This window comes from Amycolatopsis nivea (assembly GCF_004522235.1).
GTDB classification, from domain to species: Bacteria; Actinomycetota; Actinomycetes; order Mycobacteriales; family Pseudonocardiaceae; genus Amycolatopsis; species Amycolatopsis nivea.
On record NZ_SDLT01000016.1, the window covers coordinates 121907 to 144395 of the forward strand.

The 22489-nt window shown below is 70.0% G+C and carries 22 protein-coding genes; 12 read left to right on the forward strand and 10 right to left on the reverse strand.

The annotated features are described in order from the left end of the window. Nucleotides 1–39: 39 nt before the first annotated feature. On the reverse strand, nucleotides 40–1758 hold the full coding sequence (araD, locus tag EIZ44_RS20505; protein WP_134730509.1) for an L-arabinonate dehydratase: 1719 nt from the start codon (nucleotides 1756–1758) through the stop codon (nucleotides 40–42). Nucleotides 1759–1876: 118 nt separating this feature from the next. Between araD and EIZ44_RS20510 the strand changes: the two genes are divergently transcribed. From EIZ44_RS20510 to EIZ44_RS20520, 3 genes are read left to right on the forward strand one after another with little or no spacing between them, the layout of a single operon-like run. Next, the gene (locus EIZ44_RS20510; protein WP_037817500.1) at nucleotides 1877–2530 is read left to right on the forward strand and encodes a GntR family transcriptional regulator; all 654 of its coding nucleotides are present in this window, start codon (nucleotides 1877–1879) and stop codon (nucleotides 2528–2530) included. 4 nt (nucleotides 2531–2534) lie between these two features. Further along, on the forward strand, nucleotides 2535–3038 hold the full coding sequence (locus EIZ44_RS20515) for a metallophosphoesterase family protein (protein WP_043838954.1): 504 nt from the start codon (nucleotides 2535–2537) through the stop codon (nucleotides 3036–3038). A gap of 18 nt (nucleotides 3039–3056) precedes the next feature. Continuing rightward, on the forward strand, nucleotides 3057–4040 hold the full coding sequence (locus EIZ44_RS20520) for a PHP domain-containing protein (protein WP_134730511.1): 984 nt from the start codon (nucleotides 3057–3059) through the stop codon (nucleotides 4038–4040). Here the strand turns inward: EIZ44_RS20520 and EIZ44_RS45945 are convergent. Together EIZ44_RS45945 and EIZ44_RS20530 are read right to left on the reverse strand one after the other, a co-directional pair. Then, nucleotides 4029–4163 carry a hypothetical protein gene (locus tag EIZ44_RS45945; RefSeq protein ID WP_255443417.1) on the reverse strand — a complete coding sequence of 45 codons (135 nt, stop codon included), beginning with the start codon at nucleotides 4161–4163 and terminating at the stop codon, nucleotides 4029–4031. The genes EIZ44_RS20520 and EIZ44_RS45945 overlap by 12 nt on opposite strands. Nucleotides 4164–4272: 109 nt before the next feature. After that, complete coding sequence (locus tag EIZ44_RS20530) at nucleotides 4273–5124, reverse strand: chitosanase (RefSeq protein ID WP_043838950.1); 852 nt, start codon at nucleotides 5122–5124, stop codon at nucleotides 4273–4275. A gap of 290 nt (nucleotides 5125–5414) precedes the next feature. Here EIZ44_RS20530 and EIZ44_RS20535 point away from each other — a divergent pair, with 290 nt between their 5' ends. The 3 genes from EIZ44_RS20535 to hrpA all read left to right on the forward strand — a co-directional run bounded on the left by EIZ44_RS20535 (nucleotide 5415) and on the right by hrpA (nucleotide 10919). Beyond that, nucleotides 5415–5732 (forward strand): hypothetical protein, encoded by a 318-nt coding sequence (locus tag EIZ44_RS20535; RefSeq protein ID WP_134730513.1) that lies wholly within the window; start codon nucleotides 5415–5417, stop codon nucleotides 5730–5732. 41 nt (nucleotides 5733–5773) lie between these two features. Then, nucleotides 5774–6967: a cation:proton antiporter gene (locus tag EIZ44_RS20540; protein ID WP_037817486.1), complete on the forward strand. Its 1194-nt coding sequence runs from the start codon at nucleotides 5774–5776 to the stop codon at nucleotides 6965–6967. A gap of 76 nt (nucleotides 6968–7043) precedes the next feature. After that, nucleotides 7044–10919, forward strand: coding sequence for an ATP-dependent RNA helicase HrpA (gene hrpA / locus EIZ44_RS20545; RefSeq protein ID WP_134730515.1), 3876 nt, complete (start codon nucleotides 7044–7046; stop codon nucleotides 10917–10919). 3 nt (nucleotides 10920–10922) lie between these two features. Here hrpA and EIZ44_RS44785 read toward each other — a convergent pair whose 3' ends face one another. The 3 genes from EIZ44_RS44785 to EIZ44_RS20550 all read right to left on the reverse strand — a co-directional run bounded on the left by EIZ44_RS44785 (nucleotide 10923) and on the right by EIZ44_RS20550 (nucleotide 13104). Beyond that, nucleotides 10923–11060 carry a hypothetical protein gene (locus EIZ44_RS44785; RefSeq protein ID WP_167754218.1) on the reverse strand — a complete coding sequence of 46 codons (138 nt, stop codon included), beginning with the start codon at nucleotides 11058–11060 and terminating at the stop codon, nucleotides 10923–10925. 72 nt (nucleotides 11061–11132) lie between these two features. Next, entirely contained in the window at nucleotides 11133–11258 is a 126-nt protein-coding gene (locus tag EIZ44_RS45950; protein ID WP_276323737.1) for a hypothetical protein, read from the reverse strand. A 151-nt stretch (nucleotides 11259–11409) separates the two neighbouring features. Next, nucleotides 11410–13104 (reverse strand): bifunctional 3'-5' exonuclease/DNA polymerase, encoded by a 1695-nt coding sequence (locus tag EIZ44_RS20550; protein ID WP_134662511.1) that lies wholly within the window; start codon nucleotides 13102–13104, stop codon nucleotides 11410–11412. Nucleotides 13105–13312: 208 nt separating this feature from the next. On the opposite strand from EIZ44_RS20550, the gene EIZ44_RS20555 reads away from it, so the two are divergent. After that, nucleotides 13313–14938: an acyl-CoA synthetase gene (locus EIZ44_RS20555; RefSeq protein WP_134730517.1), complete on the forward strand. Its 1626-nt coding sequence runs from the start codon at nucleotides 13313–13315 to the stop codon at nucleotides 14936–14938. Between the two features lie 6 nt (nucleotides 14939–14944). Here EIZ44_RS20555 and EIZ44_RS20560 read toward each other — a convergent pair whose 3' ends face one another. Both EIZ44_RS20560 and EIZ44_RS20565 read right to left on the reverse strand, forming a co-directional pair. Continuing rightward, the gene (locus EIZ44_RS20560; protein ID WP_134730519.1) at nucleotides 14945–15541 is read right to left on the reverse strand and encodes an ATP-binding cassette domain-containing protein; all 597 of its coding nucleotides are present in this window, start codon (nucleotides 15539–15541) and stop codon (nucleotides 14945–14947) included. Then, complete coding sequence (locus tag EIZ44_RS20565; protein WP_134730521.1) at nucleotides 15538–16476, reverse strand: hypothetical protein; 939 nt, start codon at nucleotides 16474–16476, stop codon at nucleotides 15538–15540. Before EIZ44_RS20565 ends, EIZ44_RS20560 begins: the two co-directional genes overlap by 4 nt. 393 nt (nucleotides 16477–16869) lie before the next feature. On the opposite strand from EIZ44_RS20565, the gene EIZ44_RS20570 reads away from it, so the two are divergent. From EIZ44_RS20570 to EIZ44_RS20585, 4 genes are read left to right on the forward strand one after another with little or no spacing between them, the layout of a single operon-like run. Further along, nucleotides 16870–17625 carry an SDR family oxidoreductase gene (locus tag EIZ44_RS20570; protein ID WP_134730523.1) on the forward strand — a complete coding sequence of 252 codons (756 nt, stop codon included), beginning with the start codon at nucleotides 16870–16872 and terminating at the stop codon, nucleotides 17623–17625. Nucleotides 17626–17638: 13 nt separating this feature from the next. After that, nucleotides 17639–18295: a histidine phosphatase family protein gene (locus tag EIZ44_RS20575; protein WP_134730525.1), complete on the forward strand. Its 657-nt coding sequence runs from the start codon at nucleotides 17639–17641 to the stop codon at nucleotides 18293–18295. A 9-nt stretch (nucleotides 18296–18304) separates the two neighbouring features. Then, nucleotides 18305–19225, forward strand: coding sequence for an SMP-30/gluconolactonase/LRE family protein (locus tag EIZ44_RS20580; RefSeq protein ID WP_134730527.1), 921 nt, complete (start codon nucleotides 18305–18307; stop codon nucleotides 19223–19225). Between the two features lie 49 nt (nucleotides 19226–19274). Further along, nucleotides 19275–20096, forward strand: a complete 822-nt coding sequence (locus EIZ44_RS20585) for a MerR family transcriptional regulator (protein ID WP_134730529.1) — start codon at nucleotides 19275–19277, stop codon at nucleotides 20094–20096. Here the strand turns inward: EIZ44_RS20585 and EIZ44_RS20590 are convergent, their stop codons facing one another. Together EIZ44_RS20590 and EIZ44_RS20595 are read right to left on the reverse strand one after the other, a co-directional pair. Next, nucleotides 20097–20924 (reverse strand): enoyl-CoA hydratase family protein, encoded by an 828-nt coding sequence (locus EIZ44_RS20590; RefSeq protein WP_134730530.1) that lies wholly within the window; start codon nucleotides 20922–20924, stop codon nucleotides 20097–20099. It abuts the gene before it with no gap. After that, nucleotides 20921–21625 (reverse strand): SDR family NAD(P)-dependent oxidoreductase, encoded by a 705-nt coding sequence (locus tag EIZ44_RS20595; protein ID WP_037817472.1) that lies wholly within the window; start codon nucleotides 21623–21625, stop codon nucleotides 20921–20923. Before EIZ44_RS20595 ends, EIZ44_RS20590 begins: the two co-directional genes overlap by 4 nt. A gap of 88 nt (nucleotides 21626–21713) precedes the next feature. On the opposite strand from EIZ44_RS20595, the gene EIZ44_RS20600 reads away from it, so the two are divergent. Beyond that, nucleotides 21714–22487: a PaaX family transcriptional regulator gene (locus tag EIZ44_RS20600; RefSeq protein ID WP_051173119.1), complete on the forward strand. Its 774-nt coding sequence runs from the start codon at nucleotides 21714–21716 to the stop codon at nucleotides 22485–22487. Nucleotides 22488–22489 lie beyond the last annotated feature (2 nt).

Here is a 22489-nt window from a genome sequence, read left to right on the forward strand (position 1 = left end):
CGGACATGCCGGACTACTGCCCCCAGGGGAACAAACCGGTCACCCAGCGTCCGGTTCCGGATTGGCGCCGGTGCGGGCGAGGAAGTCGAAGTCGCAGCCCTCGTCGGCCTGCGTGATGTGCTCCGCGTACAGCGCACCGTAACCCCGCTCGAACCGCGGCGCAGGGGCGGCCCACGAGGCGAGACGACGTTCCAGTTCGGCCTCGTCGACCTCCAGCTGCAACGTCCGCGCGGGCACGTCCAGGGTGATCAGGTCGCCGTCGCTGACCAGCGCGAGCGGCCCGCCGACGTGCGATTCCGGTGCCACGTGCAGCACGCACGCGCCGTAACTGGTGCCGCTCATCCGGGCGTCGGAGATCCGCACCATGTCCCGCACGCCTTGTTCCAGCAGGTGCGCCGGGATCGGCAGCATGCCGTACTCGGGCATGCCCGGACCGCCGAGCGGCCCGGATCCGCGCAGCACCAATACGGAATCGGCGGTGATGCCCAGCGCCGGGTCGTCGATGCGCTTCTTCAAGTCCTGGTAGTTGTCGAAAACCACTGCTGGACCGGTGTGGGTGAGCAGAGCGGGGTCGGCGGCGATGTGCTTGATCACCGCGCCGCCGGGCGCGAGGTTGCCGCGCAGCACGGCCACGCCGCCCTCGCTGGCGACGGGGTTGTCGCGCGGGCGGATCACGTCGTCGTTGTGCACGCGGGCGTCGGCGAGCGAGTCGGCGAGCGGACGTCCGGTGACGGTGACCCGGTCGAGGTGCAGCAGGTCGGTCAAGCGGGACAGCAGCCCGGGCAGGCCGCCTGCGTAGTAGAAGTCTTCCATCAGCCAGTCGCCGCCGGGCCGGATGTTCGCCAGCACCGGCACGCGGCGGGCGATCGCGTCGAAATCCTGCAGCGACAAGGAAATCCCGCTGCGGCCGGCCATCGCGATCAGGTGGATCACCGCGTTGGTCGACCCGCCGAGCGCCAGCACGGTCGTGATCGCGTCGGCGTACGCGCGCTCGTCGACGATCTTCGCGATCGTCAGGTCTTCCCACACCATGTCCACGATGCGCGCGCCGGTCGCCGCGGCCATCCGGTGGTGCGCGGAATCGACCGCCGGGATCGAGGCCGCGCCGGGCAGGGTCAACCCGAGCACCTCGGCGGCGGACGTCATGGTCGACGCGGTCCCCATCGTCATGCAGTGGCCGGGGGAGCGGGCCAGGCCGCGTTCGAGTTCGGCCAGTTCGCGGTCGCCGATCGTGCCCGCGCGCCGTTCGTCCCAGTACTTCCACATGTCGGTGCCGCTGCCGAGCACCTCGCCGCGCCAGTTTCCGCGCAGCATCGGGCCCGCGGGCACGAAAATCGACGGCAGCCCGGCGCTCGCCGCGCCCATCAGCAGCGCCGGGGTGGTCTTGTCGCAGCCGCCCATCAGCACCGCGCCGTCGACCGGATACGACCGCAGCAGTTCCTCGGTCTCCATCGCCAGCAGATTCCGGTACAGCATCGGCGTCGGCTTCTGGTACGTCTCCGACAGCGTCGCCACCGGGAACTCCAGCGGGAATCCGCCCGCCTGCCACACGCCGCGCTTGACCTGTTCCGCACGTTCGCGCAGGTGCTGGTGGCACGGGTTGATGTCGCTCCAGGTGTTGAGGATGCCGATCACCGGCTTCCCGAGGTGTTCTTCCGGCTCGTAGCCGAGCTGCCGGGCGCGGGTGCGGTGGCTGAAGTTCCGCAGGTCGTCGCCGCCGAACCAGCGGTGGCTGCGCAGGTCCTCGGGTGCCTTCATTGCTGCGCGTCCTCTCGGTCGACGGATGGCATCTGATATATGATCGTACGTGTCGACGCTCGGAGACGCCCGCCTGGTTGAATGTGCGGGGACGAGCGCGAAAGCCAGGAGGGTCGGCATGCCGTCCACGTTCAGCCTCCCCGCCTCCCGCACCGAGGTGGTGCTGGAGGAGATCCGGCGCGGCATTCTCGCCCGCGAGCTGGTGCCCGGTCAGCAGCTGGTGGAGGCGGAGCTGGCCGCGCGGCTCGGGGTGTCGAAGACGCCGGTGCGCGAGGCGCTCAAGGTGCTGTCCAACACCGGGCTGGTCACGTTCAGCCCGTACAAGGGCGCGTCGGTGTGCGTGGTCGACGCGGAGCTGGCGCGGTCGGTCTACGACGTGCGGATGGTGCTGGAACCGGAAGCGCTGCGCCGCGCGGTGCGGGCGGCGGACCGGGAGTCGTTCGACGAGGCTGCCCAGATTCTCAAGGAGGCGTCGGCCGCGGATGCCGACCAGACCACGTTGAGCCTGCTCAACCGGCGGTTCCACCGCGCGTTGTACGCGGGCTGCGGCAACCCGCTCATGGTGTCGATGCTGGACGACCTGCGCGATCGGGCCGCGCTGATCACCGTGGTCGGCTGGGACGCGAATCCCAGCTGGCGCAAGGAATGGAACGAGCACAAGGCGGTGCTCGCCGCCGCGCGGAAGGGCGACGAGGACGGCGCGGCCGAGCTGCTGCGCGCGCACATCGCGGCGTTCCTCGACCACGTGCTCGAGGCGATCGGGGAGGAGTGACGGCGTGCGGTTGCTGCTCGTCGCGGACACCCACCTGCCGAAGCGGGCGAAGGAACTGCCCGCGCAGGTCTGGGACGAGGTCGCGAAGGCCGACGTCGTGGTGCACGCGGGCGACTGGGTCGACGTGGACACCCTCGACGCTCTTGAAGCCCGCAGCACGCGGCTGATCGGCGTGTACGGCAACAACGACGGTCCCGAACTGCGGAAACGTCTGCCGGAGGTGGCCAGGGAGACGCTGGAGGGCGTCCGGGTGGCGGTCGTCCACGAAACCGGCGACGCGAAGGGCCGGGCGGCTCGCTGCGACGCGTTGTATCCGGACGTCGACGTGCTGATCTTCGGACACAGCCACATCCCGTGGGACACGGTGACGCCCGGCGGGCTGCGGCTGCTCAACCCCGGCTCGCCCACCGACCGGCGGCGGCAGCCGTTCTGCACCTACCAGACCGTGGAGATCAAGAACGGCCGTCTCGGCGACGTCGAGCTGCACGAGCTGCCTCGCCGCGGCTGAGCGGGTAAAACAGGAGGCATGGACCCGGCCCGCGCGCTGCGCGACATCGCCTTCCAGCTCGAGCGCGCCGGTGAACCGACTTACCGCGTGCGCGCGTTCCGTCAGGCCGCCGCTGTGGTCGACAGGCTCTCCGAAGACGAGCTGGCGTCGCGCGTCGGCACGAAGACGCTTCAGGCGTTGAAGGGGATCGGCAAAGCCACTGCTGGCGTCATCGAGGACGCGTGGCACGACCGTACGCCCGCGTACGCGGCGAAGCTGCCCGAAAGCAAGCTGCCGGACGGCGGTGCGCTGCGTACGGCACTTCGCGGCGACTGTCACACGCACTCCGACTGGTCCGACGGCGGCAGCCCGATCCTCGAGATGGCCGAGACGGCACGCGACCTGGGGCACGAGTGGATCGTGCTCACCGACCACTCGCCGCGGCTGACCGTCGCGCGCGGTCTGTCTCCGGAGCGGCTGCGGGCGCAGATGGACGAGGTCGCGCGAGTGAACGAGCAACTGGCGCCGTTTCGCCTGCTGCACGGCATCGAGGTCGACATCCTCGACGACGGCGCGCTCGACCAGACCGAGAAGCTGCTGGACCGGCTCGACTTCGTGGTGGCGAGCGTGCACTCGAAACTGCGGATGCCCGCGCGGGAGATGACGCCGCGGATGCTGGCCGCCATCGAGAACCCGCACGTCCGCGTGCTGGGGCACTGCACCGGACGGCTGGTCGGCGGACGCAGCAGGCCGGAGTCGCAGTTCAACTCGGAGAAGGTGTTCACCGCGTGCCGCGAGAACGGCGTGGCGGTGGAGATCAACTCGCGGCCGGACCGGCTCGACCCGCCGATGCGGTTGCTGCGCCAGGCCGTCGAGCTGGGCTGCGAGTTCGCGATCGACAGCGACGCGCACGCGCCCGGCCAGCTCGATTGGCAGGCTTACGGCTGCGAGCGCGCGGAAAAGGCGGGCATCGGACCGGACCGGGTCGTCAACACGCGGACGGCCGATCAGTTACTGCGATGACCGCGCGGGATCGAGCCAGCGCAGCACCGCGATCAGGTCGTCTTGCGCGAGAGCGACACAGCCCGCGGTCGGCCCGCCAGTGGACACGTGCAGAAAGAACGCCGAACCGGCCTTCGCGCGCAACGCCGATTCCTTGCTCGCCGACGTCCGCTGGGTACGGGCCGAGCTCCCGTACCCAGCGGTCGCCGTCGCGGTCCCACGCGGAGGCGGAGTGCGAGAACCTGCTGCGGGCTCAGTTGATCTCGTACGGGTCGCCGTAGACCTTCCACTTCAGCGGCGTGTGCAGATCGAGGTTGCCGTCGTTGAGGAACACCAGCTGCTCGGTGTCGACGCGGGAGGTGTCCGCATGCGCTTCCTCCTTCTTCATGACCACCTTGCGCGCGTCGAGGAACGCCTTGAGGTAGGCGGTTTCGTCGCCGCCCTGGGACGGCGGCTTCGCCTGCGACAGCGCGGCGTCGCGGATCCCGCCGAAGCTGTCGGTGCTCGTGCCGGGGCCGTGCATCACGATGGCGTCGTAGTAGATGAACTGGCCGAGCGCGCCGAGACCGTCGGACTTGCCTTGGTTCACCGCCGGGTCGAAGTACACGCGGTCGCGCTCGCTGTTCTGCGCGGCCTGGAATTCCTCGGTGCCCGCGGCCTGCTTCCACGCGCTTTCGAAGGCCGAGCCGAGACCCTCGTGCGAATCGGAGCCGTTGACCTTTTCCAGCGCGGGCAGGAACTTCGCCAGCGGGTTGTCCGGCACGGACTTGGTGTAGGCCTGCACGAGTTCCAGCATGTCGCCGGTGCCGGAGCAGAACCCGATGATGCCCGCGGTGTACCCGCGCCCGTCGCCGATGTCCTCGATGTAGGAGTACTGCTTCTTCCAGTCGAGCGACGAGTTTTCCGCGCTCGACACCAGTTGCATCGCGATCTCTTTTTTCTCCGGGGAGGCGAGGTCGCCGCCCGAGCCGAGCACCGAGGACGCCGAGGCGGCGAGCGGGGCGGGCACGGCGGCGGCCGAGAGAGCGGGAGTGCTGAGGACGAGAGCGAGGGCCGAGGCAGCCGTGAGACCGGCGGCCAGCGCGGGCCGCATCGTCTTGCGCATGGGGGGAATCCCTTTCCGCGGTACGTGGGCAAGGCGGCCGGACCGGCGAATGAACCGGTTCCGGGTACTGCTGCGGCGTAGCGCCACGATAACCGAGCGTGAAGTGGCGAGGCAAGGGATACGAAAATTTTTCACGGATGTGAATGTCAGTGGTCCACTATGGACGATGAAGGTTGCCTGAAGCAGGCCGGAAAATGACTGGGACCACGGGATCCGGCCGTCATCTGTCTACTGTGGACTCAGGGTGGAGCTCCCGGCGAACCTTAAAGACATGGTAAACTCGTCCCGAGATGACGACTGCTGCCGCCGCTCCCGCGCCGCGGCACCGGTCCATCCTCGTCCTGCTGCTCGCCGCGCTGCTCCTGCTCGGCGTGGCCGTCCCCGGGCCAGGACCGGCTGGCCCGCGTCCGCACGACGCCGAACCCGCCCTGGTCCAGGAACAGGGCCCGCATCTCGTCGCCGCGCATCCGCTGCCGCTCGCCGACGCTCCCGGCGAGATCCGCCTCGCCCGGCCGGATTGGTGCACCGTCCCGTTTTCCGCCGCGCCGCCGGTCGAACTGGACCGCGCGCCCGCAGCCGCCGCGGCACGCGCTCCTCCGGGTTGCTGAGTACTCGTTTCCCACCTGTACCCGGCTCTCAAGAGGATCTCATGAGCAACGGTCATGCTTTGCTGGCCGTCGGCGGCGCGTTTCTCGCCGCCGGCGCCCTCGCCCGCGTCGGCGCCCGGATCGGGCTGCCCACGATTCCCCTGTTCATGCTTGCCGGTTTCGTCTTCGGCCCGCACACCCCCGGACTGTCCCTTGTGGACGATCCGGCCGAGTTCGGCGTACTGGCCGGGCTCGGTCTCGTGTTCCTGCTCTTCTATCTGGGACTGGAGTTCTCGCTCGACGACCTCGCCCGCGGCGGCGCCAGACTCGCCGGCGCGGGGGTGGCCTACCTCGTGCTGAACATCGGCGGCGGGCTCGCGTTCGGCTTCGCGCTCGGCTGGGGCACGCGCGAGGCGCTGGTGATCGCCGGCGCGATCGGCATCTCCTCGTCGGCCATCGTCACCAAACTGCTCCTGGAAACCCGGCGGATGAACAACCGGGAATCCCGCCTCATCATGGGCATCGTCGTGCTCGAAGACCTGTTCCTCGCGTTGTACCTGGCGTTGCTGCAGCCGGTGCTCAGCGGTGCGGACGGCTTCGGCGCGGCGCTCGCCGACTTCGGCAAGGCGTTCGGCTTCCTGCTCGTGCTCGCCGCACTGGCGCGCTGGGGCGGACGGCTCGTGTCGCGGCTCTTCGGTTCGGCGGACGACGAACTGCTCACCGTCTGCTTCGTCGGCGTGGCCGTGCTCGGCGCCGCGGTGGCCGAGGAGGTGGGCGTGTCCGACGCGATCGGCGCGTTCATGGTCGGCATGATGCTCGGCAATTCCCAGGTCGCGCCACGGGTGCACAAGCTGGTGCTGCCGCTGCGGGACGCGTTCGGAGCGTTGTTCTTCTTCATCTTCGGGCTGTCGATCGACCCGGGCGCGGTCGGCACGGTCGTCCTCCCGGTGCTCGCCGCGGTCGTGTTGACGCTGGTGCTGAACCTCGCCGCCGGCGCGTTCGCGGCCCGGTTGCACGGCTTCGACCGCCAGGAAGGCGTGAACATCGGCCTGACTGTGCTCACCCGGGGCGAGTTCTCGCTCGTCTTGGCGACGATGGCGACCGCGGCCGGGCTGGATTCGCGGGTGGCCCCGTTCGTCGCCGGGTACGTGCTGCTCCTGGCCGTGATCGGCCCGCTCGCCGTGCTCCGCTCGGACCGGCTGACCTGGCTGCTTCCGGCCAAGCTCGTGCGGCCGCGTCCGGCCCCGGTGCCGTGAGCCGGGGACGCCGGGCTGTCGCTCGCGGCATATTCGGAAGCCACGACGGTCACGCACGGCTATCCTTGGCCCAAGTATGTCCACTCCAGCCCCCTTCGCAGAGCTGCGCGCCCAGCTGCCCGAATTGATGCTGCGCGACGAGCACCGGCTGCGCCGCCGTCTCGACGGCGCGCGCCGGTCTCGCGACAAGCAGCAGACGGCCGAGCGCATCGCCGCCGACGTCGAAACGGCGCTGCTGCGCGTGCAGCAGCGCCGCGAAAGCGTGCCGAAGATCGAGTACCCCGCCGAGCTGCCGGTCAGCAGGCTCAAGGACGAGATCGGCGACGCGATCCGCGACCACCAGGTGGTGATCGTCGCGGGGGAGACCGGGTCGGGCAAGACCACGCAGCTGCCGAAGATCTGCCTCGAGCTGGGCCGCGGCGTGCGCGGGCAGATCGGGCACACCCAGCCGCGCCGGCTGGCCGCGCGCACGGTCGCCGACCGGATCGCCAGCGAGCTGAAGACCGAACTGGGCGACACCGTCGGCTACAAGGTCCGGTTCACCGACCAGTCCGGCCAGGACACCCTGGTCAAGCTGATGACCGACGGCATCCTGCTGGCCGAGATCCAGACCGACCGGATGCTGCGCCAGTACGACACGCTGATCATCGACGAGGCGCACGAGCGCAGCCTCAACATCGACTTCATCCTCGGCTACCTCAAGCAGCTGCTGCCGCGCCGTCCCGACCTGAAGGTGATCATCACCTCGGCGACCATCGACCCGGAGCGGTTCTCGCGGCACTTCGACGACGCGCCGATCGTCGAGGTCTCCGGCCGGACCTACCCGGTCGAGGTGCGCTACCGGCCGCTCGTGGACCCGGACGATCCCGAGGGCGATCCGGACCGCGACCAGACGCAGGCGATCGCCGAGGCGGTCCAGGAGCTGTCCGGCGAAGGTCCCGGCGACATCCTCGTGTTCCTCTCCGGGGAACGCGAGATCCGCGACACCGCGGACGTGCTGAACCGGCTGGAGCTGCGGAACACCGAGGTGCTGCCGCTGTACGCGCGGCTGTCCGCGGCTGATCAGCACCGCGTGTTCCAGCGGCACACCGGACGGCGGATCGTGCTGGCCACGAACGTCGCCGAGACGTCGCTGACCGTGCCGGGGATCAAGTACGTGATCGACCCGGGCACCGCGCGCATCTCGCGCTACAGCCACCGCACGAAGGTGCAGCGGCTGCCGATCGAGGCGGTTTCGCAGGCGTCGGCGAACCAGCGCAAGGGCCGGTGCGGGCGTACCTCGGACGGCATCTGCATCCGGCTGTACTCCGAGGAAGACTTCGAGTCCCGGCCGGAGTTCACCGATCCGGAGATCCTGCGGACGAACCTCGCGTCGGTCATCCTGCAGATGACGTCGCTCGGCCTCGGGGACATGAACGCGTTCCCGTTCGTCGAACCGCCGGACCGCCGCCAGGTCACCGACGGCGTCCAGCTGCTGCAGGAACTCGGCGCGTTCGAGACCGGCGATTCCTCGAAGCTCACCGAGGTCGGCCGCAAGCTCGCGCTGCTGCCGGTGGACCCGCGGATGGGCCGGATGGTGCTGGAGGCCGCGCAGAACGGCTGCGTGCGCGAGGTCATGATCATCGCTGCCGCACTGTCCATTCAGGACCCGCGCGAACGGCCCGCGGAGAAGCAGCAGGCCGCCGACGCGCAGCACGCCCGGTTCGCCGATCCGACCTCGGACTTCCTCTCCTACCTCAAGCTGTGGGAGTACGTCAGCGAACAGCAGAAGACGCTGACCGGCAACCAGTTCCGCCGGATGTGCCGCACCGAGTACCTGAACTACCTGCGGATCCGCGAGTGGCAGGACATCTTCGGCCAGCTGCGCCAGCTCGCCAAGCCGCTCGGCATCACGCTCAGCACCACCCCCGCCGAGCCGCAGCACGTGCACACGGCGCTGATTTCCGGGCTGCTGTCGCACATCGGGCTCAAGGACCCGGCGAAGGGCGACTACCTCGGTGCGCGCGGGGCCCGGTTCTCGGTGTTCCCGGGTTCGGCGCTGTTCAAGAAGCAGCCGCGCTGGGTGATGTCGGCGGAACTGGTCGAGACGTCGCGGCTGTGGGGCCGGGTCAACGCGCGGATCGAGCCGGACTGGGTCGAACCGCTCGCGCAGCACGTCGTGAAGCGTTCGTATTCGGAGCCGCACTGGGAGCGCAAGCAGGGCGCGGTGATGGCGACCGAGAAGGTGACGCTGTACGGCGTGCCGCTCGTGGCCGACCGGCGCGTGAACTACGGCCGGATCGACCCGGAGATCTCGCGCGCGATGTTCATCCGGCACGCGCTGGTCGAGGGCGACTGGCATACGAACCACCGGTTCTTCGCCGAGAACCGGGCGCTGCTGGACGAGGTCGAGGACCTGGAGAACCGCGCTCGGCGGCGCGACATCCTGGTGGACGACCAGACGCTGTACGAGTTCTACGACGCGCGAGTGCCCGAGGACATCGTGTCCGTGCGGCATTTCGACAGCTGGTGGAAGAAGGCGCGGCGGAACGAGCCGGACCTGCTGTCGTTCGAGAAGTCCATGCTCATCAACGAGGTCGCGGGCGCGGTCCGCGAATCGGACTACCCGGACTCGTGGACGCAGGGCACGCACGTTTTCAAGCTGACCTACCAGTTCGAGCCCGGAGCAGACGCCGACGGCGTGACCGTGCACATCCCGCTGCCGGTCCTGAACCAGGTGACGCCGGACGGTTTCGACTGGCAGGTGCCCGGTCTGCGCGGCGAACTGGCGACGCAGCTGATCAAATCGCTGCCGAAAGCGTTGCGGCGCAACTTCGTCCCGGCTCCGGACACGGCTGCCGACGCGTTGACGCGAGTGTCCCCTTCGGACGGTCCGCTGCTCGACATCCTCGGCGACGAACTGCACGCGATGCGCGGCATCGACATCCCGCACACGGCGTGGGACCTCTCAACGGTGCCGGACCACCTCCGGATCACCTTCCGCGTGGTGGACGAGCGCGGCAAACGGGTGGCCGAGGGCAAGGATCTGGACGAGCTGAAGCGCCGTCTCGCGCCGCGCGTGCGGGAGACGATTTCCAAGGCCGCCAACAGCATCGAGAAGGCCGGCCTGGTGCAGCCGGCGTTCGGCGAGCTGCCGAAGGTGTTCGCGTCGACCCGGCGCGGCCACGACGTGAAGGCGTATCCGGCGCTGGTGGACGAGGGCGCGTCGGTGGCCGTGCGGCTGCTGGACACGCCCGCCGAACAGCAACACGCGATGTGGTCCGGCACGCGGCGGATGCTGCGGCTGAACCTGAACTCGCCGATGAAGTTCATTACGCGGTCGCTGTCGAACTCCTCGAAGCTCGTGCTGAACCGCAACCCGCACGGCAGCGTCGCGGGCCTGCTGGAGGACTGCGTCGACTGCGCGGTCGACGCGCTGATGGCCGCGGCGGGCGGCCCGGTCTGGGACGAGGCGGGTTTCGCCGCGCTGCTGGAAAAGGTACGCGCGGGGTTGAACCCGAAGGTGCTGGAAGTGCTGACGGAGGTCGAGCGGATCCTGCGCGCGGCCATCGACGTGGAGACTCGTCTCGCGGACACTCGCGGCCCGGCCGAATCGCTGGCGGACATCCGCCGTCAGCTGGACGGTTTGGTGCACGCGGGCTTCGTGACGGAGACCGGCGCCGCCCGGCTGCCCAACGTGGTCCGGTACCTGCGCGGCATCGAGCGGCGGCTGGAGAAGCTGCCGCTTGAGCAGACGCGCGACCTGCAGCGGATGGCGGACGTCGCCTGGATCACGAAGGAGTACGAGGACGCGATGGCCACGCTGCCACCGGGGACGTCGTCGCCCGCGCTGGCGGAGGTGCGGTGGATGATCGAGGAGCTTCGGGTGAGCTTCTTCGCACAGACACTGGGGACGGCGCATCCGGTGTCGCTGAAGCGGATCACGAAGGCGTTGGACGAGGCGCTGGCGTAGCCGTCACTTCACCAGGAGCGTGATGGTGGCGGCACCGGCGGAAACCGTTCCGGCGACGGCGGAAAGCGAGGCTGCCACTCCCTTCACGTTGCCGAGCATCCTTCCGAGGGCTTTCGCTGGTGCTTGCGCCTTGAACGCCATTTTGAGCTTCTGCCATTTGTGCTGCCGGATGTGACAACCGAGCAGGATGCCGTTGGCGTTGTTGCGGCAGAACTAGTTCTTCCTGGTGTTCGCGACGCCCGGCCCGATCGACGGGATCGCCCACAGCGCGATGACCGCGATGAAGGCAAGAAAGCTCCAGAAGCTGCCAAGTGTGCGTTGTGTTTTTCTCCCCACCATGGCGCACGACGGTACTGATCATTTCCGATCCGCGGATAGCGCCTTTGCGGTGGAATGTCCCGCAGCGAGTGCGACCGACGGCAACTCCGCGTCCCCCGAACGGATTTCCCGGGTGCCGCCATGTGGTTGCTGGGAAACATGAGTCAGCTGATCACTTCGCCTCCGCGTAATTGTCCACCGATTTCGCTTCCATGGGAAATCGCACCGGGCACGCCTCGCCGAAGACCAGTCGGGCCGCTTCCTGGATCGCTGTCTCCACGATTTCCGCGACCTCATCAGCCAGCTCCGCAGGGGCATGCACGATCACCTCGTCGTGCAGGAAGAACACCAGATGCGCCGGTTCGGGCAGCCGACCGCGCAAAGTCGCCAGCAAGACCGCCGTCAGGTCGGCCGCACTTGCCTGCACCACGAAATTCCGCGTGAACCGGCCCCAACTGCGCGACGCCCGCCGCGCGCGGGTTTCTGTTGCCTCGTCTTCGGTGAGCCCGCCGGTCAAAGCACGCCAAGCAGCAGACGGAGCCGGAGAAGTACGGCCCAGCCTGGACCGAACCCGTTCACCCCGTTCGCCCGCCGCGGCGGCGTGCTCCACATAGGACACTGCGTCCGGGAAACGCTGGCGCAGCAACGCGAGCAGCGGACCGGCCTCGCCGGAGGTGCCGCCGTACATCGCGGACAGCATGGCGATTTTCGCGCGGGAACGGTCGTCTCGCGTGTCTCCGGGGCGGAGCGGGACGTAGCGGGTGCCGGAGAATAGCGCTTCCGCCAGCCGGGCGTACAGGTCGGTAGCCGCGGCGACTTCGGCAAGGCGGCGGTCGCCGGACAGCGCGGTGAGGACGCGCGGCTCCAGTTGCGCACCGTCGGCGACGACGAGTTTCCAGCCGGGATCCGCGGACGCGCACGAGCGCAGCGCGCGCGGGATCTGCAGCGCCCCGCCGCCCCGGGTAGCCCACCGGCCGGACACCACGCCGCCGACCACGTAGTGCGGCCGGAAGCGTCCGTCGGCTACCCATTCGTCCAGCCACGCCCAGCCGTTGGCCGAGTGCAGCCGCGACAGTTCCTTGTACTCCAGCAGCGGCGCGACCGCGGGATGGTCGATGTCCTGCAGCAGGTACTTCCGCGCCGCCGGGATTTCGATGCCCTCCCTGGCGAGCGCGCGGACGACGCTGGCCGAGGAATCGGGATTGACCGGCCGCCCGCCCAGCGCCGCGGAGATTTTCGCGGCGAGCTCGACCAAGACTTTCGGGCGTTGACCAGCGGGTACGCGGGGGCCGAGGCGTTCTTCCAGCAGCTGCAGGTGCCGGTCGGCGCGCCAGGGCAGCCCGGCGGCCGAGATTTCCGCGGCGGCCAGTGCGCTGGCGGATTCGGCCGCGAGCAGCAGCCGCATCCGCGCGGGGGCCTCGGTGGCGGCGACGCGTTTCTCCTGTTCGGCCAGCACTCGCCGGGCCGCCGCGGCGACGGTGACTCCCGGCGGCAGCCCGGGGCCGCGCGGGGAGAACAGCGTGGGCTGCGCGTCCTCGCCGAAGGCCGGGCCGTCGTCGGGCGGTTCCTCCCCGTTCGCCCGGGCCCACGCTGCCCGCAAACTGCGCGATTCGCCCTCCCGGCCCTCGTAGGCGAGCAGCAGCCCTTCGGCGAGCGACAGGTCGTGGCAGCGACCCAGCCGCACCCCCGCCTTGATCAGCGTGGGATAGATCTCCTCGGCTGAGGGCAGCACCCAGCGCGGGCTCTCGGCCGCCTCCAGCCGGCGGACCTCGTCGGCCCAGTCGGCGCGCGAAAGCCCGCGGAGGGTCCCCGCGGGGCCCTCGATCGTGTAGCCGGAGTCCTCCTCCCGGCCGGTGATCACCTGCACCGTCCCATTGTGCGGACCAGCACCGACAATTTCTGAGCACCGGCTCTCGAAGCGCTTCCCGGACGGTCCGTGACCGGCATGGGAGATTTCCTCCCCGGCCGGGCACTGGTGCGCGGACGGGCCTTGCTTTACTGTCGAGTAACTCCCATACCGGCGGTACGGAGACCGTCGGCGTGGGCGCTCCCGCCGCAGCAATGGAGGTGCCCGGATGAGTGTGGCCGAGCTGGCCGGCCAGGTGGCAGGCAAGCTGACCGAGACCGTGCGCAGCGTCGAGGTGATGCGCCGCGCCGGCCTGGTGCCGTTTCCCCGGCTCGACGAGGGCCTGCGCTCCCTCGTCGCGATCCGCAAGTACGGCCCGTTCGCCGGCGCGAACCACATCGCCGCGCGGCGCGATTCGACGGCCGTCGGGATCGTCGACGACCTCGGCCCGCTCACCTTCAAGCAGCTCGACGACCAGTCCAACGCGCTCGCCCGCGCCTGGTCGCAGCGCGGGCTCGGGCCCGGTTCGGTGATCGCCGCGCTGTGCCGCGACCACCGCGGGCTCGTGCTCACGATGGCCGCCTCGGGCAAGCTCGGCGCGCGGCTGCTGCTGATGAACACCGGGTTCGCCAAACCGCAGTTCGCCGACGTCGCCCAGCGCGAGGGCGTCACCGCGCTCGTCTACGACCAGGAGTTCACCGGCCTGCTCGACGCGATCGACGAGAACGTCGACCGGTACCTGGCCTGGGTGGACGAACCGGCCGGGCACGAGATCCCGGTGCTCGCCGAGATCATCGCCAGCACCGACGACCGCCCGCTGCCCGCGCCCGCCAAACCCGGCGGTTTCGTCCTGCTCACCAGCGGCACCACCGGCACCCCCAAGGGCGCACCGCGACCGCACACGTCCGCGCTGGCGTCGGCGCAGTTTCTGGACCGCATCCCGCTGCGCTCCGGCGAAGCGACCTTCATGGGCGCGCCGCTGTTCCACGGCACCGGGCTGTCGCAGTTCATCCTCAGCTTCGCGCTCGGCTGCACGGTGGTGATGCGCCGGAAGTTCGACCCGGAGGCGACGCTGAAGGGCGTCGCCACGCACCGGTGCACCGCGCTCGTTCTGGTGCCGACGATGCTGCAGCGGATCGTCGACCTGCCGAAGGAGGTTCGCGACCGGTACGACACGTCGTGCCTGCGGATTATCTTCGTCGCCGGGTCCGCGCTGTCGCCGGATCTCGGCAACCGGGCGAACGAGGAATTCGGCGACGTCGTGCACAACCTGTACGGCTCCACGGAAGTCGCGGTGGCGACGGTCGCGACGCCGGAGGACTGGAAACGCGCACCCGGCACGGTCGGCCGCGCGCCGGTCGGCTGTCGCGTCGCGCTGTACGACGAACATGGCACCAAGATCACCGAGCCGCACGTGACCGGGCGGGTGTTCGTCGGCAGCGGGCTCAGCTTCGGCGGCTACACCGACGGCCGCAACAAGGAAATCATCGACGGCCTGCTCTCTAGCGGCGACGTCGGCCACTTCGACGAGGACGGTCTGCTGTTCATCGACGGCCGCGACGACGAAATGATCGTCTCCGGCGGCGAAAACGTGTTCCCGATCGAGGTGGAGAACCTCTTGGTGGAGCGCGAAGACGTCCTCGAGGCGGCGGTGATCGGCGTCGAGGATCCGGACTTCGGCGAACGGCTCAAGGCGTTCGTGGTGCGCACCGAGGGCTCGACCCTCGACGAGGACGGCGTGCGCGAGTACGTGAAGGCGAACCTGGCGCGCTACAAGGTGCCGCGGGACGTGGAGTTCCTGGACGAATTGCCGCGCAACGCGACCGGGAAGGTGTTGCGGACCAAGCTGAGCTGAGCGCGGTCAGGGGAAGAAACCCTGCACGTAGGGATCGGCGAGGGAGCGGATTTCGGCGGGGGACCCGGCGGCACCGGTGTCGGCGTACGCGCGCAGGCTGGCCCACACGTCGTACGCGGTGCCGCGGTCGAGGGACGCGCTAGGTTCGTCCACAACGAGCAGGTCCGGTTCGGACAGCAAGGCCGCCGCGAGCGCAGCGCGCTGAATCTGCCCGCTGGAAAGCTGGTGGGGAAAGAGCTCCAGCGTCTCCATGGAACAGACCGCTGCCTTGCAGGAGTCCTCGACGCTCCGTCCGCGATAGAGCTGCTGACGCTCGTCCAGCTGCGCGCCGACGGTTCGCTCTGCAGCGAACGCCGTGACCCCGGACTGCGGCACCAGGCCGACGGTGCCGTTGATCCGCACGTCTCCCGAGCTGCGCGCCACCGAGGGAAGCGAACCCGTCAACGCCGCCGCGACGATGGATTTGCCGCATCCGGATTCGCCGAGCAACGCGGTGATCCGTCCCGCTGGCACCGCGAAACACACCGAGTCCAGAACCGTCTCGCGCCACCGTCCGGTGTCGACCACGACGGTCAGCTCGCGCACCTCGGCTACCGGAGTCACGAACCCCAGCCGATGCCGAAGATCCCCGGCCCGAAATCCAGCGCGATCGCGTGCACGCCGTTGCCGCTGTCGAGCCGCAGCCGGCGCCGGGCCGGTGCTTCGTCGGTGGCGTTCGCGTACTGCCAGCACCGGGCGGGCACTGCGGTCGGGTCGAAGCGGATCTCCAGCAGGTACTCGCGGACCGGGCGGCGGAATTCCCGGTAGTGCGTCGCCCGGCATTGCGGGTACGGCGGCCCGGAGTTGCGCAGGGTGTACTCGATGAGGTGCGTTTCGCCGCGTTCCAGCGCGCGGTCGAAGAGCAGTTCGGCCACCAGGATGCCGTGGTCGTCGTCCACTTCGGCGCGGCCGACGCGGCAGTTGCGCACCGGCTGCAAGTCGGGCACCGCCGTCGCGTCGCCCTGTGCGTACACCAGCAGCCAGCGGTCCTGACCGTCCGCACCGGACTGGAACACCGCGCGCGAGGTGACCGAGAGCTGGCCGCCGTCGGCCGCGATGTCGCAGCGGTCGTGCAGGCCGATCAGCTTCAGCTGGTGCTGCTGGTCCAGCGCGTCGGGCGCGCCGACGCGTTCCAGCAGCGGCTGCAGGATTTCGCGGGTGAAGGTGACCGGTTCCTCGCCCGCCCGGTCGCGTCTGCTCGCGCCGCGCGGGCGGGGCGGCGGCAGCAAACCGAGCAGCGCGCCGTCGGGGACGTCGAGGATTTCCTCCAGCACCCGCACCGCCGAAAGCGATCCGGCCCGCTCCGGCTGGCGTTTGCCCGACTGCCAGTAGCTGAGCGCGGTGACGCTGACCGTCGCGCCCCGCGCGCGCAGCCGTGCCTGGATCCGGTCCAGGGAAAGCCCGCTGGCTCCGATCGCGGCGCGCAGCGCGCTCGCGAACGCGGTCCGGCCACCTCCGTCGGTGTCCGGACCGGCGTGGTCCGCCTGCCGCTGCGTCATGTCCCGCCGCCCGCCCCCGCTGGTAACCGACCGTGCCGAGCCCGACACAGGCACGGTAGCAGCCGTCCGACCAGGTTGTACCGCCGTGCCATTCGGACGAACGGGCTAGTACTGGCAACTGGGAACCATTGCCGTGACCTGCGCGGTCGCGCTTCCATGGCCAGGACGGAACGCGCCGCCCCCGGCGCGTCCGGAGCCTCGGCCCCGGCAGCGCGGACCGCGCCCCGCGCCCGGCCGGCGGCCGCGCCCGGAACCGGTGGCCCGGCATGCCCCCAGAGGCCGGGCCACCGGTCATCCGCCGCGGCGAGCGCGAAACTCCTTCGGTTTTCTCCCGGGCCTTCGACGGGATCACACGGACCGCCAGGTGCGGTTACCAGCGGGTAGGCTCCGGGCATGGTCTTGCGGCAGAACATCCTGATCACCGGAGCCAGCTCCGGTCTCGGCGAGGGAATGGCCCGGCAGTTCGCCGCTCGCGGCCGCAATCTCGCGCTGTGCGCCCGGCGCACCGAACGGCTCGACGACTTGGCCGCGGAACTGCGTGCCGCATACCCCGGGATCACCGTCGCCACGCGCGCGCTCGACGTCACCGACCACGACCGCGTCTTCCAGGTATTCGAGGAATTCCGGGCGGAACTCGGCAGGCTCGACCGCGTGATCGTCAACGCCGGGCTCGGCAAGGGACAGCCGGTCGGCGCGGGACGGTTCGACGCCAACCGGCAGACCCTCGAGACCAATCTCGTCGGCGCGGTGGCCCAGATCGAGGCGGCGGCGGGCATCTTCCGCGAACAGCGCGACGGGCACCTCGCGGTGATCTCGTCGTTCATGGCGCTGCGCGGTTTTCCCCGGAATCTCACCGCGTACTCCGCGTCCAAGGCGGGGATCTCCGCGTTCGCCGAGGGTGCGCGGCTGGAGCTGAGCAGCCACGGCATCACGGTCACCGACGTGCGGCCCGGCTACATCAGTTCGGAGATGACCGCTCGCTCGACCAAACGCAACCCGCTTATGGTGTCCGCCGAAGCCGGTGCGCACGCGCTGGTCAAGGCGATCGAAGCGGAACCGAAGCGCGCGTACGTGCCTTCGTGGCCCTGGGTGCCGCTGAGCCTCGCGGTACGCTTGGCTCCTGGCCGGTTGCTGCGGATGTTTTCCTGACGGGACGGGATAAATGGGTGCGATTTACCTGATCCGGCACGGCCAGGCGTCGTTCGGCGCGGCGGATTACGACGCGTTGTCGCCGCTGGGGTTCGAACAGTCCACATTGGTCGGCGCGGAGCTGAAACGGCGCGGGGTCGAGTTCACGCAGGTGCGCTCGGGAACGCTGGCCCGCCAGCGGGACACCGCGGCGACGGCGTTGAAGGCCCTCGGCTGCGACGTGCCGGCGATCGAGGACGAACGCTGGAACGAATACGACCACGTCGACATCGCCGCGCACCACGCGGGCGGTGCGCCGCAAGAGGATCCGCGCGAGTACCAGCGGTTGCTGGACGCCGCGCTGACCGCGTGGGTCGACTCCGGCGACAGCGGCCCGTGCACGGAAAGCTGGCCTGCTTTCCTCGGCCGCTGCACGGCGGCGCTGGCCGAGCTGGCCGGTTCGCTGGGCAAGGGCGAGAACGGGCTCGTGTTCACCTCGGGCGGAGTGCTGGGCGCGGTCGCCGGGTCGTTGCTGGGCACGCCGGGGCCCGGGCTGCTGAAGCTGAACCGTGTCACCGTGAACACCGGCATCACGAAATTGACGTCCGGCCGCGGCGGCGTGAACCTGTTGTCCTTCAACGAGCATCCGCACCTCGAAGGCGAGAACGCGCGGCTGCTCACCTACCGGTAGGAGGCCGGCGTGCAGTTCGGTGAGGTCACCATCGTGCCGGTGAACGGGCACGGTCCGGAAGACGTGGTCGTGGACGCCGAGGGCCGGGTCTACACCGGTGTCGACGACGGCCGGATCCTGCGCGTTTCGCCGGACGGACGGCGGATCGACCTGCTTGGCGACGCCGGCGGCCGCCCGCTCGGGCTGGAGCTGTACGGCGACGACGAGCTGCTGATCTGCGACGCCCGCGCCGGTTTGCTGACCATGCCGCTGGCCGGCGGCGAGACCACGACCCTCGCGACGTCCGGGGCCGGGCTGGACTTCGTGTTCTGCAACAACGCCGCGGTCGCCGCCGACGGAACGGTCTACTTCACGGATTCCTCGCGCCGCTTCGGCATCGACAACTGGCGCGACGACCTCATCGAACAGACCGCGGGCGGACGGCTGCTGCGCCGCACGCCGGACGGGCACATCGACCTGCTCGGCGACGGTCTCCAGTTCGCGAACGGCGTCGCGCTGCCGCCGGACGAGTCCTATGTGGCGGTCGCCGAAACCGGCGCGTGCCGGGTCAGCCGGGTCTGGCTGTCCGGACCGCGCGCGGGCGACCGCGACGTCCTGATCGACGACCTGCCGGGCTTCCCGGACAACATCGCGACCGGTTCGGACGGGCTGATCTGGATCACCGAGGCCAGCCCGCGCCTCCGTGCCCTCGACGTCGTGCGCCGCCTGCCCACGGCGGTCCGGACCGCGGTGCGCGCGTTGCCGGATTCGCTGCAGCCCGCCCCGAAACGCCAGGTGGGCGCCGTCGCCGTCACCCCGGCGGGCGCGGTGGTGCGGGAATTGCGCGGCGAGATCCCGGGATTCCACCTGCTGGTGGGGATCCGCGAGTACCACGGCCGGCTGTGGTTCGGGTCTTTGGAAGAGAACGCGATCGCCTACACGGATCTCTGAAAGGCTTCTTGACTCTCACACCGTGTCAGGCGGTCAACTCGAAGGCGTCATGTTCAGTATCGGAGACTTCGCCCGCCACGGCCGCGTTTCGGTCCGCATGTTGCGGCACTACGACGCGACCGGGCTGCTGCGCCCGGCTCAGGTCGACCTCGCCACCGGTTACCGCTACTACGCCGCCGCCCAGCTGGCGCGCCTCAACCGCGTCATCGCGCTCAAGGATCTCGGCTTCACTCTCCAGCAGGTGCAGGAGATCCTCGACGAGAAGGTCACCACTGAGCAGCTCGGCACCATGCTGCGGCTGCGCCGGGCAGACCTGGAAGCGGCGATGGCAGCCGCGGCGGCTCGGCTGGTCCGGGTCGAGGCGAGGCTCCGAGCGATCGAAAGCGAGGGGCACATGCCCGAGAACGACGTCGTCGTCAAGAACGTCCCCGCGGTGCGGGTCGCGGAGCTGACCGCGATCGCCGCGAGTTTCGAGCCGGAGGACATCGGTCCCGTCATCGGACCGCTCTACGACGAGCTTTTCCGGCGAATGGAGGCGGCGGGCATCGCCTGCACCGGCCCTGGGGTGGCCTATTACGAGGACGTCCCGGAGGGCGACGGCAAGGTCGTCGTCCACGCCGCCGTCGAGGTTTCCGCCCCGCTGCGGGACGGCGACATCCGGGTCCTCGACCTACCGTCGCTGGAGCACGCGGCGACCATCGTGCACCGCGGTTCCATGGAGACGATCGATCCAGCGGCCCAGGCTCTGGCCCGCTGGATCGACGCGAACGGCTACCAGTCGGCCGGCTACCCGCGCGAGGTCAACCTGGAGTGCCCGGAAAACCGCGACGACTGGGTGACGGAACTCCAGGTCTCGGTGACCCGGGCCTGATCAGCGTCCGGTCCACTGTGGACTGCGGCCGGCGGCCCAGGCGGCGTAGAACTCCTTGTGGTCCTTGGCGGTCATCAGCAACGCCTGCGTGATGGCTTCCAGTTCGATCGAGCTGCCGAGGTCGCTGTCGAGTTCGCGGGTCAGCAGCACCTTCGTGGTCGAGTACGCCAGCGCCGGACCGTCCGCGAGGCGGCGCGCTAGCGCGGCGGCCTCACCGGCCAGTTCGGCGTCTGGCACGACCCGGTTCGCCAGTCCGATCGCCTCGGCGCGCGCGGCGGGGAGTTTGTCGCCCAGCATCAGCAGTTCCGTCGCGCGGCCGAGGCCGACCAAGCGCGGCAGCAGATACGCCGAACCCATGTCCGCGCCCGCCAAGCCGACCTTCGTGAACAGGAACGCGAACTTCGCCGATTCGGCCAGCAGCCGGAAATCGCTCGCCAGCGCGAGAACCGAACCGGCGCCCGCCGCGACGCCGTTGATCGCCGCGATGATCGGGATCGGCGTCTCGCGCATGGCTTTCACCACCGCGCCGGTCATCCGGGTGAATTCGAGCAGTTCCGCGGTGTCCATTTTCTGGAGTTCGCCGATGATTTCCTCGACGTCGCCGCCCGAGCAGAACCCGCGGCCCTTCCCGGTGAGCACGAGCACCCGCACGTCGCCGCGGTGCGGCAGTTCGGCGACGAGGTCGCGCAGGTCGGCGTAGACGTCGAAGGTGAGCGCGTTGAGCTTCTCCGGCCGGTCGAAGGTCACCGTCGCGACCCCGTCGTCCACCGTGAACTCGAAGTGCTCCCACGATTTCGTGAGCGGGACACTGGCGCGGAACGGGCTCATTTCTGGATTCCTCCACCGTCGAGTACGAGGGTCTGTCCGTTGATCGCGGCCGCCTCCGGGGCGGCGAAAAACTCCACGGCGTACGCGATTTCGCCGGGTTCGAGCAGCCGTCCGAGCGGGGACGCGGCAGCGAGCGCGGCTTCCGCGTCGGCCTCGTCGCGGCCGGTGCGCTCGCGGATCCGGGCGACCGAGGTCGCGGTCATGTCGGTGCGCACGAACGACGGGCACACCGCGTTCGACGTGACGCCCGTGCCGGCCACTTCCGCCGCCACCGCGCGCATCAGGCCGACCGCCGCGTGCTTCGACGCGGTGTAGCCCGAGGTGTAGCGCGCCCCGGCCAGACCCGCGGTCGACGCGACCGTGACGATCCGCCCGAAGTCGCGTTCGCGCATTCCCGGCAGCACCTCGCGCGTGCACAGGAACGCGCCGGTCGCGTTCACCTCGAACTGGCCGCGCCAGTCGTCGAGGCCGGTCTTCGCCAGCGGCGCGCTCGAGGACACCCCCGCGTTGTTGACCAGCACGTCGACCGGTCCGAGTTGGGCGAAATACGCGCGGACGGCGGCCTCGTCGGTGACGTCGCATTCGGCTCGGCCAGGGGAGTGCACGGTCGCACCGGCGCCGCGGAACCGCTCGGCGACGGCCGCGCCGATGCCGCGGGTGCCGCCGGTGACCACGACGACTCGGTCGGAAAAACTGCTCACTCCCGAAAGCTACACCGCAGCGGGCTGAGGTGTATAGAGTTGGCTCGTGCCCGACACCGAACCCGCCCGCACGCCCCAGGAGCTCGTGATGACGCTGCTGGGCAGCTACGTGCGCCCGCGCGAGAGCAGGCGCGTGTGGTCCGGCGGGCTCGTCGCGCTGCTGCACGAGCTGGGGTTCTCCGACGGCGCGGCGCGGATCGCGCTGACCCGGCTGGTGCGCCGCGGTCTGCTGTCGCGGCACCGCGAGGGCAGGCTGGTGCACTACTCGCTGACCGCGCGCACGGTCGCCCTGCTCGACGACGGCGACCGGCGGATCTTCGGCCTCGGCCGCCGCGACGAACCGGCCGGGACCTGGACCGTGCTGTGGCAGAACATCCCGGAAACCCGGCGCAAATCCCGCGAACGGCTGGTGCGGCGGCTGCGCTTCCTCGGTTTCGGCCCGGTCCAGGACGGCACCTGGCTCGCCCCGCACGACCGCGAGGCCGAGGTGCTCGCCCTGCTCACCGAACTCGAGGTCGCCGAACACGCCGGTCTGATGCTCGGCACGCCGTCCGCCGCGCTGGACGTGCGCCGGCTCGCCGGACGGGCCTGGGACCTCGACGGGCTGTCCGCCCGCTACGCCGCGTTCGTAGCGGAATTCGGCGACTGCCCGCGCGAGCTCGGCGATCCGGAAGCGTTCGCCGTGCGCACCCGCCTGGTGCACACCTATCGCGAATTCCCTTCACTGGACCCGGAACTGCCTGCCGAGCTGATCCCCGCGCCGGAGACCAGGGCCGCGGCGGTCAAGCTGTTCCACGACCTGTACTCGGCGCTCGCGCCACCCGCCCAGCGCCACTTCGACCGAACCCTGTCCACGAGATGAGG